We start from the raw sequence: 13,585 nt of genomic DNA, 5'->3' as shown, positions 1-13,585 counted from the left end.
CACCCCCCCGCCGTCCCTCAGCAGATCCGCGGCAGCGGATCCCCGATCAGCAGATCCAGGATCCGCGTGCCCCCGAACCCGGTGTTGACCAGCACCAGTGAAGCCGGGTCGGCCACCACCCGCCCCACGGCCGCGGCGCCCGCGCCGAGCGGGTGGCCCCGCAGCGCCGCCAGCGCGGCGTCGGCGCACGCTCCGTCCACCACCACGGCCATCCGCCCCTCGCAGGCGACGTAGAGCGGATCGATGCCCAGCAGCTCCGCCGCGCCCCGGACCTCGTCGCGCACCGGTACGGCGGCCTCCTCCAGCACCACCGCGACGTCCGAGGCCCGCGCGATCTCGTTGAGCACGGTGGCCAGGCCGCCGCGGGTGGCGTCGCGCAGGCACCGTACGCCCTCGCCGCACGCCTCCAACAGCACCGCCACCAGCGACGCCAGCGGTGCCGTGTCCGAGACCAGACCGCTCTCGATGCCCAGTTCGCCGCGGGCCAGCATGACGGTGGTGCCGTGGTCGCCGACCGGCCCGGACACCAGGACCGCGTCGCCGGGGCGGGCCTGTCCGGCGCCCAGGGTGAGCCCGTGCTCCACCACCCCGATGCCCGACGTGTTGACGTACACACCGTCCGCCTTGCCGCGCTCCACCACCTTGGTGTCACCGGTGACGATCCGCACGCCCGCCGCGGTGGCCGCCCGGGCCATGGACCCCGCGATCCGGACCAGGTCCGCGACGGGGAAGCCCTCCTCCAGGATGAAGCCCGCCGACAGGTGCAGCGGGCGGGCCCCGGCCATCGCCAGGTCGTTGACGGTCCCGTTGACCGCGAGGTCGCCGATGTCACCGCCGGGGAAGAACAGCGGTGCGACCACGTACGAGTCGGTGGTCAGCGCCAGCCGCGCGCCGCCCGCGCAGAACACCGCCTGGTCCTCCAGCCGGGCCAGCAGCGGATTGTCGAACGCCTCCAGGAACACCGCCTCGACCAGCGTCTGGGTGGCCTTGCCGCCCGCGCCGTGCGCGAGTGTCACCCGCTCCTCGCGCACCCGGGCCTTGCGGCGGCGCGCCCGCTCGACACGCCGCAGGACCTGCTCCTCCTGTTCGGTGGTCATGTCCGGGCCGCCTCCCGTACCGCGGACCGGGTGAACCGGCCGAAGTTGTAGTACGCGGCGCAGGCGCCCTCGGAGGAGACCATGCACGTACCGATCGGCGTCTCGGGTGTGCAGGCCGTGCCGAAGACCTTGCACTGCCACGGTTTGAGCACGCCCTTGAGCACTTCGCCGCACTGGCAGGACTTCGGGTCGGCGACCCGCACCCCGGGAAGGTCGAAGATCCGCTCAGCGTCGTACGCGGCGAACGCGTCGCGCAGGCGCAGCGCCGAGTGCGAGATGAAGCCGAGGCCGCGCCATTCGAAGTACGGCCGCAGCTCCATGACGTCGGACAGTGCCCGCAGCGCCCTGGCGTTGCCGTCCCGGGGCACGACGCGCGCGTACTGGTTCTCCACCTCGCACCGCCCGTCCGCGAGCTGACGCAGCAGCATGTGCACCGACCGGAGGATGTCCAAGGGCTCGAAACCGGCGACGACCAGCGGTTTCCCGTAGGCCGCGGAGATGAACTCGTACGGCCGGCAGCCGATCACCGTGGAGACGTGCCCCGGCCCGAGGAAGCCGTCCAGGCGCAGGTCGGGTGAGTCCAGGATGGCCTTGACCGCCGGGATGATCGTGACGTGGTTGCAGAAGACCGAGAAGTTCTCCAGCTTCTCGGCCGCCGCGCGCAGCAGGGTCACCGCGGTGGACGGCGCGGTCGTCTCGAAGCCGATGGCCATGAAGACGACCCGCCGGCCCGGGTTCTGCCGGGCGATGCGCAGCGCGTCGAGCGGGGAGTAGACCATCCGGATGTCCGCGCCCTCCGCCTTGGCGTCCAGGAACGACGCGCTGCCGCCGGGCACCCGCATCATGTCGCCGAAGGACGTCATGATGGTGTCCGGCTGCCGGGCGATGTGCAGGGCGTCGTCGACCCGGCCCATCGGGATCACGCAGACCGGGCAGCCGGGACCGTGCACCAGGGTGACCTGCTCCGGCAGGTGGTCCTCGATGCCGTGTTTGTAGATGGTGTGGGTGTGCCCGCCGCACACCTCCATGAACGCGTACCGGCGTCCGGGCTCACACAGCCCGGCGATCCTGGCGGCGAGGGCCCGCGCCGTTCCGGCGTCGCGGTACTCGTCGACGTGACGCATCAGTCGGTCCCCGATTCTCGCAGTGCGGCGATCTCGTCGTCGTACGCCTGGCCGATGCTTTCGAGGAAGTCGAGCGCGGCCCGCGCCTCGGCCTCGTCGATCTTGGACATGGCGAAACCGACGTGGATGAGGACCCAGTCACCGGGCCCTACCCCCTCCTCCTCCAGGAGGGCGATGTTGACGGCCCGGCGGACGCCGCTGACGTCCACCCGGGCCAGGTCCGGCTGCCCTTCGACGAACGCGACGACCTCACCGGGAATCCCGAGGCACACGGTCACCTCCCGGGCCCGCCGCGCGGTCCGCCCCGGCGACCTTGATGGACACCAGGGTGAACTCGTCACCGGGCACCGTGATCAGCTCCACCGCCGCGCCCTCGGCGACGGTGCCCGCCGCGACCAGCTCGAAGCCCTGGGCGAGCGCCGGTTCGACCACCGCGTGCCGCTCGCCGACGCGTACCGTCACCGCGGTGACCCGGCGGCCCCGGGCGCGGTTCTCCACCGCCTGGAGGATGCCTTCGCACAGCCCGACCTCATGCATGACTACCGTCCGTTCCTCGTTCCGCCGCGGCGGGATCGCCGCGGTCCATCCGCTCTTCCAGCAGTTCCCGTACGAGCCGTACGGCCACGTCGACCGCGCCCAGGACGGGCGGGGTCAGTCCCATCTCCTCCTCCAGGGCGGCCGGCTCGCAGCCCACCACCGTCACCCACGGAAGTCGTACGCCCAGCCGCCGGAGCACGGTCAGGACCGTCTCGGGTGCCATGTCGTGGGCGTCCATGGCGGGCGCGGTGGCACCGCCCGGGCCGGGCAGTTCCTGTGTCACGCCGTCGGGTTCGAGGACGTACACGGTCCCCGGCGCTTCGCCGCGCCGCATCGCGTCGACCAGGACCAGGCCCTCGTAGCCGTTCATCAGCTCGTACGCGAGATGCACCCCGCGGATGCCGAAGTCGGCGGCCCGCGCGCCCTCGGGCAGTGATTCGGCGGCCAGGCGCTGGGCCACCGCCACCCCGAACCCGTCGTCGCCGAGGAAGACGTTGCCCACGCCCGCGACCATCACCTTCACAGCAGTTCCACCTCATCGGGAGCGAAATAGCGGAAGCGGCCGACCGCCTCGTGCAGATCGGCGCCCAGGTCGTCGTCGAGCGTCACCGCCAGGTGCGTTCCGCCGTCGACGTCCTGGAGGACCGCCGACACCCGCGCCGTACGGCCGTGCAGGAACATGTCCTGCGCGTCGGTGCGCCGCCCGCCGCCGGGGCGCAGCCGGACGCGTGAGCCCCGCGCTGCCCGGCCGCCGAGAACCCGCACCCGGCCGTCGTCCGGGTCCGGTGAGCCGTCCGGCGCGTCCCGGGGGCGCCGGACCGCGCCGTGCAGCCGCTCCAGCACCTCCGGCGCGATGGAGTCGGCGTGGTCGATGATCGCCGCCGCCCGGGCGTCGGTGGCCCTGGCCTCGCGCTTCTCCGCGTCGGTGAGGGTCATCGTGCGCAGTGTCAGCAACTCGTCGATCTCCGTGCCGTCGTGGAAGTCGGCGGGGCTCTCCTCGGCGATCCGCGGCCGGTCGCCGAGGATGATCGGCGCGCAGAGCAGGGTGTGGTCGTCGACGAGCGCGGGCCAGGTGTGCCGGCTCTCGCACCCGGCGGCGGCGCCGGCGGCCCACCGTGGCGGGTCGGTGGGGGAGAGGAACCGGCCGCCGGTGACCGCGAGCAGCGTGTGCGTGCCGATGAGCGCGCCGCACAGCATCTCCGCGCGGTCGTCGCCGTCGTCCGGCAGCGCCTCCGCCGACCGTTGCGTACGGTTCTCCGTGCGCACCCGCACCTTCAGCAGGCCGTACGGGCCGGGCACCGCCTCCGTCGCGATCCGCACCACCCCGCGCAGCGCCCGGCGCCTGCGGCCCTCTTCCTCGCCACCGGGCACCTCGAAGCGATGGTGTGCGACCGCCCCGGGCACGAGGTCCGCGTGCGCGTCGATCTCCCGTACGACCCCCTCGTCCCACGGCGGATCGCCCGGCCCGCGCGAGAACCGCCGCTGGACCTGGAGGAATCTCAGCCGCACGGCGAGCGTCGGGCCGCTGCCCCGGCCCGGGTCGACGAGGCAGTCGGCGTGCGCGGACGACGTCTCCGACGCGTCCGAGCCCTGTGGCGCCAGTACGCCGAACTGCCAGCGCAGCCGGTTCTTGGGCGCGGACGCCCGGTACGGGTAGAGGATGTAGCCCTCGAAGAGCACGGCGTCCGCCACCGCGCGGGCCCGCTCGAACCCGGCGGGCTGCCCGCCGGCCGCCGCCGCGCTCACCGGGCCTCACCCCCGCCGCACCACTGCCGTGGCCGGTCCCCGGCCCCGTCCTGCCCCGTCGGGCCCCTCCCGGCCCGGTCGAGGAGCGCCTCGACCGTCTCCTCCCACGTGGTGAGCTGCCGCGCGTGCTTGAACTCCTGCAACGCGTCCAGCGTTTCGCGGCGCAGCCGTAGCCAGCCGCTGCCCGGGAAGTACAGGTCCATCACCTCGCGCCACACGGCCGCCGGCAGCTCCGCCGTGCACTCCTGGTCCCATGGCACCATCTCGACCTGGCCCGCCGTGAAGACCGTGCCGCTGAACAGCATCAGCACCGGCACCTGGCCGCCCTCCAGAGCGTGGAAGTACTGGCCGCACGACACCTCCAGGTCGTACGAGCACGGCACCGGCACGTCGATCTCCGTACCGCCGCGGAAGCCGGGCACCATCACCGTCACGGTGGCGAGTTGCAAGGGCTGCTGCGTGGTGGACCAGCGGTCCGGCGGCCCGAACAGGGCGCCCAGCCGGGCCTGTTCGAGCGGACTGTACGTGCGCTGGTGCGGCTGGACGCGCAACTGGCAGCGGAGGGCGAGGGCCCGTACGTCCAGGCCGCTGCGTTCCTCGACGCACAGCCGGAAGAGCAGGGTGGGGGCCGCCGCGTACGGCTCGGGGCGGACACCGGAACAGGCGAAGGCGAAGTCACCCACGGGTGTCCACCTCCGGTCCCCCGGAGGCCGCCGAGCGGTTCCGCAACGCGGCGAAGAACGCGTCCAGTTCGCCCCGGACCAGCTCCCCGCCGTCGAAGCCCCGCCAGTGCAACCGCATCCGCCCCACCAGGTCGTAACACGCGTCGATGGGGACGAGATGGCACTCGACCCGCTCGCCGTGGCGGCGCAGCAGCAGGGCCTCCACGTCGTCGGCCAGGTCGGCCACGCCCGGGTTGACGGCCATCACCCGCTCCCAGGCGGCGTCCGGCAGCAGCGACTCGGTGGCGCCGCCGGGGCTCGGGTAGAACACCACGTAACGGCCGAGGCGGGAGTTGCGGAAGCAGAAGACCATGCCGACCGGCAGTTGCAGCGCTTCCCACTGCGCCGAGTCGAGCCCGAAGCCGGGTACGTGGCGGTGGCGGTCCGGTACGCCGCGGTAGCGTCCCTGGGCCGCACCGCGGGGCGCGAGCAGCATCCGGCAGGCCCGGCAGACACACAGCAGACCGCGGTCGTCGAGATCCACCACATGCCCGTGCGGGCCGGTGCCGAGGCCCGCGGCACACAGGTCGCAGCGTGGTCCGGGCGGCCCGGCGGCGGGTTCACGGAAACGGCGCAGGCCGTGGCCGGCGATCATGTTCGCGCCCCGCGGCCGGTGGGCGCGGGACACCGCGGCGGCGGCCCCGAACCGATCTGGAGCAGCGGCTGCCGCGGCGCGGCGCTCTCCACCCGTACGCCGGTGACCTCCGGAGCCACGGACCGGACCGCCCGTGTGACGGCCTGCTCGACGGTGGCGGCCGAGGAGGCGCAGCCGTCACAGGCGCCGTGCAGCCGGATCCGGGCCACGCCCGCCCCGTCGATCCCGACCAGTTCCACGTCGCCGCCGTGCGACCCCAGGAACGGCCGGACCCGCGCCAGCGCCTCGGTCACCCGTTCCGCCGTGCCGCGCGGATGCAGGTCGTGCAGGATCAGCAGGCTGCCCACCAGGTCGTCGGCGGCCAGTTCCGCCACCCGCTCGGCGGGCAGCAGCTCGGTGATCCGGGCCAGTCCGCCCCCGTACAGCCGCATCAGCAGCCGGACCAGCTCCTCCACCTGCTCGCCGACCCGCGGTGAGGTGGCGAGCCGGCCGATCAGCTCCTCCACCCGCGCCTCGGTCTGCCGTAGTTCTTCCATGTCAGCTCTCTTGGCCGTGGACGGTGGGGGACAGCGACTTCTTCAGCACCCGGCCGCCGCCCAGGAACATGTGCACGCCGCAGGGCATGCACGGGTCGAAACTGCGGACCGCCCGCATGATGTCGATGCCCTTGAACTTCTCGGGCGGGTTCTCCTCGAAGATCGGCGTGTTCTGGACGGCGTCCTCGAAGGGTCCCGGAGTGCCGTGCACGTCGCGGACGCTGCCGTTCCAGGGTGTGGGCGGGTACGGGTGGTAGTTGGCGATCCGGCCGCCCCTGATCACCATGTGGTGGGACAGGGCACCACGCACGGCCTCGCTGAAACCGCAGCTCACGGCCTCGTCGGGCACGGTGAACGGCGCCCAGGTGTCGGTGCGCCCGGCCCGCACCTCCGCGAGCGCGCGCTGCGCGAAGTGCAGGGCGGCGGCCGCCGCGTACGCCTGGAAGTACGTACGGGCGCGGTTGCGCTCGATGGCGTTGCTCAGTGGCTCACCGTTGTGCTCGGGGATGCGCCACTCGAAAGTGGTCTCGGGCTTCGTGGCGGTACGCGGCAGGTTGATCAGCACGCTGTGCCCGGTGGCCTTGAGGTGTTCGGTGTCGACCAGCCCGGACAGCGCCGTGGACCAGAGCCGGGCGAGCGGCCCGCCGCCGGTGTCCAGCGCGAGGTGCTCGCTGCCGTCGAACCACCGCGGGGACATCACCCAGCTATATTTGTCGCCGAAGTCCCGTTTCTGCGGCCGCGGGATCGTGTGCTGGTTCCACGGGTGCCGCTGGTCCACCGGGTTGCCCAGCGGGTCTTCGGTGACGAAGGGTTCGCGGTCCTGCCAGTCGTCGTAGAAGGAACTGCCCAGCAGGATACGGATGCCGAGGTTGATGTCCACCAGGTCGTTGGTGACGAGCCTGCCGTCGACGACCACGCCCGGCGTGACGAACGCCTTGCGCCCCCAGTCGGCCATCGTCCGGTAGTCGTAGTCGCAGTGTTCCGGGTCCTGGAACCCGCCCCAGCAGCCGAGCAGCACCCGGCGCCGCCCGACCTCCTCGTACCCCGGCAGTGCCTGGTAGACGAAGTCGAACAGGTCGTCGTGCATCGGCACGACCTTCTTCATGAACTCGACGTAGCGCATCAGCCGGGTCAGGTAGTCGGTGAAGAGCTGGACCGTGGCGACCGTGCCCACGCCGCCCGGGTACAGCGTCGAGGGGTGGACGTGGCGCCCTTCCATCAGGCAGAACATCTCCCGCGTGGAGCGGCTGACCTGGAGGGCCTCGCGGTAGAACGCGCCCTCCAGCGGGTTCAGCGAGCGCATGATCGCGCCGATGGTCCGGTAGCCGTGCTGCTCCGCGTGCGGGGCCTCGGTGCGCTCGGCCAGCTCCCACACGCCCGGGTTGGTCTCGCGGACCATCCGCTCGCAGTAGTCGACCCCGACCAGGTTCTCCTGGAAGAGGTTGTGGTCGAACATGAACTCGGCGGCCTCGCCCAGGTTCAGGATCCACTCGCCCAGCGCCGGCGGCCGCGCGCCGTACGCCATGTTCTGCGCGTACACCGAGCACGTGGCGTGGTTGTCCCCGCAGATGCCGCAGATCCGGCTGGTGATGAAGTGCGCGTCGCGCGGGTCCTTGCCCTGGAGGAAGATGCTGTAGCCGCGGAAGATCGACGAGGTGCTGTGGCACTCGGCGACCCGCCCGCGCCCGAAGTCGATCTTCGTATGGATTCCCAGGCTGCCGACGATGCGGGTGATCGGATCCCACGCCATCTCGACCAGTTCGCCGTCGTCCGTCCCCTCAGCCATGCCGCTTCCCCTTTCGCCAGGAAGGCTCGTATCCGGTGGTCAGCGCTTCGCCCTTGTGGCGCCACGCCGGTTCCTTCTCGACGTTGTGCAAAGTGATCGCGCGCAGGGTGCGGACCAGGCTCGTGTACAGCCCGCCGGCCGGCTCGGCGGCCTTCACCCCCGCCGGCTCGTCCATGAACGGCATGAACTTGTCCGGGAAGCCCGGCATGGTGCACGCGATGCAGATGCCACCGACGTTGGGGCAGCCGCCGATGCCGTTGATCCAGCCCCGCCGGGGCACGTTGCACTTCACCACCGGCCCCCAGCAGCCGATCTTCACCAGGCACCGGTCGGAGGCGAAGCCGCCCGCGAACTCGCCCTGTTCGTAGTAGCCCGCCCGGTGACAGCTCTCGTGCACGGTCTGACCGAACAGCCACGCGGGCCGCAGGTTGTCGTCGAGCGGGATCATCGGCGCCTGACCGGTGATCTGGTACAGCAGGTGGACGAGGGTCTCGGAGAGGTTGTCGGGCTGCACCGGACAGCCCGGCACGCACACGATCGGCGTCCCGGTCCGCGACCGCCAGTCACGGCCCAGGTAGTCCGGTACGCCCATGGCGCCGGTCGGGTTGCCGGCCATCGCGTGGATGCCGCCGTACGCGGCGCAGGTGCCCGCCGCCAGCACGACGGCGGCCTGCGGCGCGAGCCGGTCCAGCCACACGGACGTGGTGATCGGCTGGCCGGTCTCCGGATCGTTGCCGAACCCGCTCCAGAACCCCTCCGCCTTGATCGCCTCGTTCGGCACCGAACCCTCGACGACCAGGACGAACGGGTCGAGTTCGCCCCGGGCGCCCTTGTGGAACCACTCGATGAAGGAGTCGGCGCCGCCCTGCGGGCCGCATTCGTAGTCGAGCATCGGCCAGTGCATCGCGAGCCGCGGCAGCCCCGGCAGGGCGCCCAGCACGATCTCCTCGATGCTCGGCTGGGTGGCCGCCGTGAGCGCGACCGACTCCCCGTCGCAACTGAGTCCGGCGTTCAGCCACAGCAGGTGGACGAGCGGTTCCCCGTCCCGCCCGGCGGAACCCGGCGGGGGTGTGGCACGGCTGCCCGAGCCGTCGTCGGACGTCACCGCGCACCACCCCGCTCGGCGCGGACGGTCCGCAGCGCCCGCTGGGTCAGCTCCCACAGCGCGTGGTACACCGTCGTCTGCGCTTCCTGGATGCGGTGGACCGAGGCGGACGGGATGACGAACAGGTGGCCGAGCCCGCCGAGCCGGGCCAGCCGGCCGCCGTCGTGGCCCGCGAGCGCCACCGTCACCATGCCGCGCCGGTGCGCCTCCTCCAGCGCCAGAAGGACGTTGGCGGACCCGCCGCTGGCCGACAGGCCCACCGCGATGTCGCCGCGCCGCCCGAATGCGGCGAGCTGCCGGGCGAAGACCACCTCGAAACCGACGTCGTTGGAGAGCGCCGTGACCACCGCCATGTCACTGGTCAGCGACAGCGCGGGCAGCGGCACGGCCGCCGGCACCACCCCGGCGGGCGGCTGCAGGAACGTGGTCACCAGGCCCTGCGCGTCCGTCGAGCTGCCGCCGTTGCCGAAGGCGAACAGCCGGCCACCGGCCGCGAAGGACTCCGCCATGCGTACGGCGCAGGCGGCGATCCGCGGGCCGCACTCCGCCGCGACCCGCTGCCGGAGCGCGATGGTCTCGGCGGCTTTCTCCCGGGTCGACCGGGCCACCTCGTCGACCGGCCCGGCATCGGACGCCCGGCCCGCGGGAGCCGCCGACCCGTACAGGAACGGGTACAACTCCCGTACGCCTTCCGGCACGTCAGTCATCGGTGTCTCCCGTCGTGACCGGCCGTGCCAGGGCGACGGCCTCCCCGGCGTGCACGAGGACGGTGGCACCGGGAACGGCCTCGACGAGCGCCACACTGATCTCCACATCGCGGCCGCCCGCGTCGCCGTTCTCCTCGCGGGCCAGCGCCAGGCCGCCCGGCAGCAGCCGCCGCACCCGCATCGGCCGCGCCTCGTCGGAGCAGGTCACGCACGCGCCGCCGGGCTCCGGGGGCGCCTCGCACCACGGGCCGAGCCGGTCGAGGAAGACATGCGTCAGCTCCCACACCAGGTGGTACGCCGTCACGTGCACCTCCTTGGCGACCAACGGGTCCGGACCGCCGAGCACCAGCACGTGGTCCGCCTCCGGCGCGTCCGCGCGGTCGCCGCCGCACAGGGCGATGGTGAGCAGCCCGGAATCCCGCGCCTGGGCCAGCGCACGGCGTACGTTGGTGCAGCGGCCGTCCGGCGAGACGCCCAGCGCGATGTCCCCGGTGGCGGCGAACGCCCGTAGCTGGTGGGCGAAGACCTCGTCGAAGCCCTGCCGGACGCCGACGCCGCTGAGCGTCGCCGCGTCGTTGCCGAGCGCCAGCGCCGGGAGCGCCCGCTTGCCCACCACGACCGGGTGCATGAACTCCACGGCGATGTGGCCGGCGTCCACCCCGGACTCGCCGTTGCCGAACACGATCAGCTTGCCGCCGCCGGCGAACCGCCCGGCCATGTCCCGGCAGGCCGCGGCCACCCGGTCGGCCGCCGCGGCGAGTTCGCGGGCGGCCGGGGCACGGCGGGCGAAGACCTCACGTACCGCCGTCCCGTCGACGACCGGGCCGTTCATCGGCACACCCCGGGCGGGCCGCCGGACAGCAGGTAGACGGTCATCGTCGCTCAACTCCCTACGTGGAGGACGATGACGCAGGTGTCGTCCTCCGGATTGGTGTGCAGGACGGACAGCAGGGTCCGCAGATGCTCCTCGGGGCTGCCGGCCGCTCCACGGCGGGCGGCGGACAACAGCAGGTCCTCGCGCTTGCCGGCCCGGTCGGCGCGGCGCTCCACCAGGCCGTCGGTGTAGAGGATCAGGCGGTCGCCGGGGGCCAGCGGGAGCGTCTTGCAGACGTAACCGGGATCGAGGCTGGCGCCGAGGGTGGTCCCGTCGTCGTTGACCAGTTCGGTGGCCCGGCCACCCCGTACGAGCACGGGCGGCGGGTGACCGGCGCGGGACCAGGACAGGGTGCGCCGCAGCGGATCGAAGTGGCCGACCACGGCGGTCGCCGTCAGCGACTCGTCGTGGCCGTGGAAGGCGACGAGGTTGAGGCAGTCGAGGACGCGGGCCGCGTCGGCGCCGGTGTACGCGATCCCGAGCAGCGCGTTGCGCAACTGCGCCATGCCCGCGGCGGCCTGGAGACCGTGCCCGAGCACGTCGCCGATGGCGATCAGCACCCGGCCGTCGGGCAGCGGCGTGGCCTCGAACCAGTCGCCGCCCACCCGGGCGCAGTTCTCGGCGGGCTGGTAGCGGATGGCCGCCCGCAGCCCCGGCAGGGAGGTGTGGACCCGGGGCAGCAGGGCCAGTTGCAGTTCCTCCGCCATCCGTAGCTGCTGACGCTCGGCCTCCCGCCGGGACGCGTCCAGCGCCGCCTCCACCCGCCGGACGCGGGAGACGTCCTGGACGACACCGCGCAGCGCCACCGGGTTGCCGAGGCTGTCGCGGATCAGTTCGGCGTTGACGCTCACATGGCGCGGCCCGCCGGAAGCCCGCGTACGGACCTCGAACCACACCGGACCGTGGTTGCGGGACAGCGACTGCACGGCCCGGACGACGACGGGCAGGTCCTCCTCGACGACGTACTCGGACAGGGCGCCCAGCGACAACGGCCCCCGTTCCGCCGCGAGGTCGAAGATGTCGTACATCCGCCGCGACCACGTGGCCTCGGCGGTGGCCAGGTTCCACTCCGCCCAGCCGAGGTCGGCCAGCCGCTCGGCGTCGTCGACCCGGGCTGTCATCCGCGCGTGCTCGTCGTGGAACTGCCAGCTCACCAGCAGCCCGCCGCCCACGCGCTGGGCCCGCACGCTCAGCACGGCCGGATGCAGGACGCCCCGCAGCGGCTCCTCGTACGGGAACGGGCCCCGGTCCAGCGGGACTCCGGTCTCCAGGACCGTCACATAGGCGTCGAACAGCCCCGACAGGATCATGCCGGGGAAGGCGTCGAGCAGTCGGCTGCCGGTGATCTGCTCGGGCGTACGGCCCAGGAGGCCGGTGGCGTGCGCGTTGCAGCGGTCGATGGTGAACTCGACCACCCGGGCGAACGGTCCGCGCACCGGGAAGAGCAGGGCCGCCGGTACGGGGATGGCGTCGAGGACCGCGCCCAGCCAGGCGGCGCGCACGTCGTCGTCCGGCAGCCCGAGGGCGGCCAGGCCGCGCAGCCGCTGCCCGGCGCAGTCGGTCAGCTCCTCCAGCCGGCCCCGCACCGCGGGAGCCCGTGGCGCGGGGCCCGACCAGATGACGCTGGCCACGCAGACCACGACGTCGGTGCCGGTGTCGGATTCCCGGACGCCGACGGGGCGGGGCGCGTCCGGCGCGTCGCTCCTGGCCGAGACCCAGGTCAGCACCCGGTCGCCGGCCTCGTCGTCGAGCCACATCTGCTGGTCGGTGTCGGCCATCCGGGCCAGCGGGAGGATGCAGTGCAGGGGCACCTGCGACCAGTCGCTGACCGTCTGCGCGGCCGGGCCGGCGACTCCGCTCATCCGGAGCACGCCTTCCATGTCGAGGACCGCCAGCAGCACCGCCGTGGCGCCCGAGGGCTCGGCCTGTTCGTACAGCCGCTGCGCCAGCTCCACCGGGCTGCGGGCGGTGGTGAGTTCCACCGCGCCGTCGGACGGCCCGGGGCGGTGCGGGACCGTTACGGCATGACCGCCGGGCGCGGGGGCCCGTATGGCGCGGTGCTCGTCGTCGGCCGGCCTTTCGGTTCCGTACGCCGTTCCGGCGGTCGCTGCCGAGCCGTTTCCGCAGGCAGCGGCAGCGGCAGCGGCAGCGGCAGCGGGGCTCGGTGGCACGGGCGCCGCCGGGACTGCCGTCGCGGACACGCCCGCTTCGGCGACGACCTGGGTGCGCGCGGCTCCGTCCCGCTCGGCGCCGCGGACCGCCTCTGTGGCGCTCGCCCCGGTGAACCCCAGCAGTCCGCTCGCACAGGCGCGGGCCTGCGCCTCGTCGCACCCGAGATGCTTGACGAGGAGTTCCCCGACGCGTGCGGCAGTCAGCGCGGCCGCAGGCGTCGGCCCGGCCCCCTGCGGGGGGCCGTCCTCCTCCGGCCGGGAACCGGCAACGCCGCTGTCGCACCGGACCATGACACCTCGTCGCTTCATCGAAGGCGCCTGCGCCCGCCCCATGGGGTTCTCCGGACGGCGCACGGTAGACGCGCACGCACGCGGACCGGTCGGGGGAGCTTGCCTCATGACGGCTGATATCTAACAGTGCTCACTCGATCACCGTGAGAAGTGGCCGGTAATGTCCCAGGGCTTTGTCGTGCCGATCCCGAGAGCAAGAAGGCGAGCGGCGGCTGACCGTTATTGATCGGTCCGCCGGGGCGCCGGAGGGGGAACCGCGGAGGGGTGGGCCCCTGGCCGGGAGTGCGCGGGGCC

At 73.1% G+C, this 13,585-nt stretch carries 14 protein-coding genes; all 14 read right to left on the bottom strand.

Annotation, left to right across the window (positions count from 1 at the left end; all coding sequences use genetic code 11):
- Window positions 1-17: 17 nt before the first annotated feature.
- Window positions 18-1,097, bottom strand: a complete 1,080-nt coding sequence (gene hypE / locus ACH4EB_RS29705; RefSeq protein ID WP_398351015.1) for a hydrogenase expression/formation protein HypE — start codon at window positions 1,095-1,097, stop codon at window positions 18-20.
- Window positions 1,094-2,221 carry a hydrogenase formation protein HypD gene (hypD, locus tag ACH4EB_RS29700; RefSeq protein ID WP_398351013.1) on the bottom strand — a complete coding sequence of 376 codons (1,128 nt, stop codon included), beginning with the start codon at window positions 2,219-2,221 and terminating at the stop codon, window positions 1,094-1,096. Before hypD ends, hypE begins: the two co-directional genes overlap by 4 nt.
- Window positions 2,221-2,493, bottom strand: a complete 273-nt coding sequence (locus tag ACH4EB_RS29695) for a HypC/HybG/HupF family hydrogenase formation chaperone (RefSeq protein WP_398351011.1) — start codon at window positions 2,491-2,493, stop codon at window positions 2,221-2,223. The genes hypD and ACH4EB_RS29695 overlap by 1 nt, the downstream gene beginning before the upstream one ends.
- Complete coding sequence (locus ACH4EB_RS29690) at window positions 2,471-2,758, bottom strand: hydrogenase maturation nickel metallochaperone HypA (RefSeq protein ID WP_398351009.1); 288 nt, start codon at window positions 2,756-2,758, stop codon at window positions 2,471-2,473. Before ACH4EB_RS29690 ends, ACH4EB_RS29695 begins: the two co-directional genes overlap by 23 nt.
- Window positions 2,751-3,272 carry a hydrogenase maturation protease gene (locus ACH4EB_RS29685; protein ID WP_398351035.1) on the bottom strand — a complete coding sequence of 174 codons (522 nt, stop codon included), beginning with the start codon at window positions 3,270-3,272 and terminating at the stop codon, window positions 2,751-2,753. Before ACH4EB_RS29685 ends, ACH4EB_RS29690 begins: the two co-directional genes overlap by 8 nt.
- A 5-nt stretch (window positions 3,273-3,277) precedes the next feature.
- The gene (locus ACH4EB_RS29680; protein ID WP_398351008.1) at window positions 3,278-4,504 is read right to left on the bottom strand and encodes a hypothetical protein; all 1,227 of its coding nucleotides are present in this window, start codon (window positions 4,502-4,504) and stop codon (window positions 3,278-3,280) included.
- The gene (locus ACH4EB_RS29675) at window positions 4,501-5,187 is read right to left on the bottom strand and encodes a DUF6084 family protein (protein ID WP_398351007.1); all 687 of its coding nucleotides are present in this window, start codon (window positions 5,185-5,187) and stop codon (window positions 4,501-4,503) included. Before ACH4EB_RS29675 ends, ACH4EB_RS29680 begins: the two co-directional genes overlap by 4 nt.
- Window positions 5,180-5,821, bottom strand: coding sequence for a DUF5947 family protein (locus ACH4EB_RS29670; RefSeq protein ID WP_398351006.1), 642 nt, complete (start codon window positions 5,819-5,821; stop codon window positions 5,180-5,182). Before ACH4EB_RS29670 ends, ACH4EB_RS29675 begins: the two co-directional genes overlap by 8 nt.
- A complete protein-coding gene (locus ACH4EB_RS29665) occupies window positions 5,818-6,357 on the bottom strand; it encodes a NifU family protein (protein ID WP_398351005.1) in 540 nt (179 codons plus the stop codon). Before ACH4EB_RS29665 ends, ACH4EB_RS29670 begins: the two co-directional genes overlap by 4 nt.
- A 1-nt stretch (window position 6,358) precedes the next feature.
- On the bottom strand, window positions 6,359-8,143 hold the full coding sequence (locus tag ACH4EB_RS29660) for a nickel-dependent hydrogenase large subunit (protein ID WP_398351004.1): 1,785 nt from the start codon (window positions 8,141-8,143) through the stop codon (window positions 6,359-6,361).
- On the bottom strand, window positions 8,136-9,167 hold the full coding sequence (locus ACH4EB_RS29655) for a hydrogenase expression protein HypE (protein ID WP_398351034.1): 1,032 nt from the start codon (window positions 9,165-9,167) through the stop codon (window positions 8,136-8,138). The genes ACH4EB_RS29660 and ACH4EB_RS29655 overlap by 8 nt, the downstream gene beginning before the upstream one ends.
- Before the next feature lie 77 nt (window positions 9,168-9,244).
- Window positions 9,245-9,955, bottom strand: a complete 711-nt coding sequence (locus tag ACH4EB_RS29650) for an SIS domain-containing protein (protein ID WP_398351003.1) — start codon at window positions 9,953-9,955, stop codon at window positions 9,245-9,247.
- On the bottom strand, window positions 9,948-10,787 hold the full coding sequence (locus ACH4EB_RS29645; protein WP_398351002.1) for an SIS domain-containing protein: 840 nt from the start codon (window positions 10,785-10,787) through the stop codon (window positions 9,948-9,950). Before ACH4EB_RS29645 ends, ACH4EB_RS29650 begins: the two co-directional genes overlap by 8 nt.
- A 50-nt stretch (window positions 10,788-10,837) precedes the next feature.
- A complete protein-coding gene (locus ACH4EB_RS29640; protein ID WP_398351000.1) occupies window positions 10,838-13,309 on the bottom strand; it encodes a PP2C family protein-serine/threonine phosphatase in 2,472 nt (823 codons plus the stop codon).
- Between the last annotated feature and the right edge of the window lie 276 nt (window positions 13,310-13,585).

The sequence above is a fragment of the Streptomyces sp. NPDC018045 genome, from assembly GCF_044327445.1.
GTDB lineage: Bacteria > Actinomycetota > Actinomycetes > Streptomycetales > Streptomycetaceae > Streptomyces.
The sequence above is the reverse complement of the archived record's forward strand: the minus strand, read 5'-3'. Positions and strand labels throughout refer to the sequence as shown.

Excerpts from the sequence above, each read along its gene's own strand:
- ACH4EB_RS29665 (WP_398351005.1), bottom strand. The coding sequence starts at position 6,357 with ATGGAAGAACTACGGCAGACCGAGGCGCGGGTGGAGGAGCTGATCGGC.
- hypE (WP_398351015.1), bottom strand. The coding sequence starts at position 1,097 with ATGACCACCGAACAGGAGGAGCAGGTCCTGCGGCGTGTCGAGCGGGCG.
- hypD (WP_398351013.1), bottom strand. The coding sequence starts at position 2,221 with ATGCGTCACGTCGACGAGTACCGCGACGCCGGAACGGCGCGGGCCCTC.
- ACH4EB_RS29690 (WP_398351009.1), bottom strand. The coding sequence starts at position 2,758 with ATGCATGAGGTCGGGCTGTGCGAAGGCATCCTCCAGGCGGTGGAGAAC.
- ACH4EB_RS29670 (WP_398351006.1), bottom strand. The coding sequence starts at position 5,821 with ATGATCGCCGGCCACGGCCTGCGCCGTTTCCGTGAACCCGCCGCCGGG.
- ACH4EB_RS29650 (WP_398351003.1), bottom strand. The coding sequence starts at position 9,955 with ATGACTGACGTGCCGGAAGGCGTACGGGAGTTGTACCCGTTCCTGTAC.
- ACH4EB_RS29685 (WP_398351035.1), bottom strand. The coding sequence starts at position 3,272 with ATGGTCGCGGGCGTGGGCAACGTCTTCCTCGGCGACGACGGGTTCGGG.
- ACH4EB_RS29645 (WP_398351002.1), bottom strand. The coding sequence starts at position 10,787 with ATGAACGGCCCGGTCGTCGACGGGACGGCGGTACGTGAGGTCTTCGCC.
- ACH4EB_RS29640 (WP_398351000.1), bottom strand. The coding sequence starts at position 13,309 with ATGAAGCGACGAGGTGTCATGGTCCGGTGCGACAGCGGCGTTGCCGGT.
- ACH4EB_RS29660 (WP_398351004.1), bottom strand. The coding sequence starts at position 8,143 with ATGGCTGAGGGGACGGACGACGGCGAACTGGTCGAGATGGCGTGGGAT.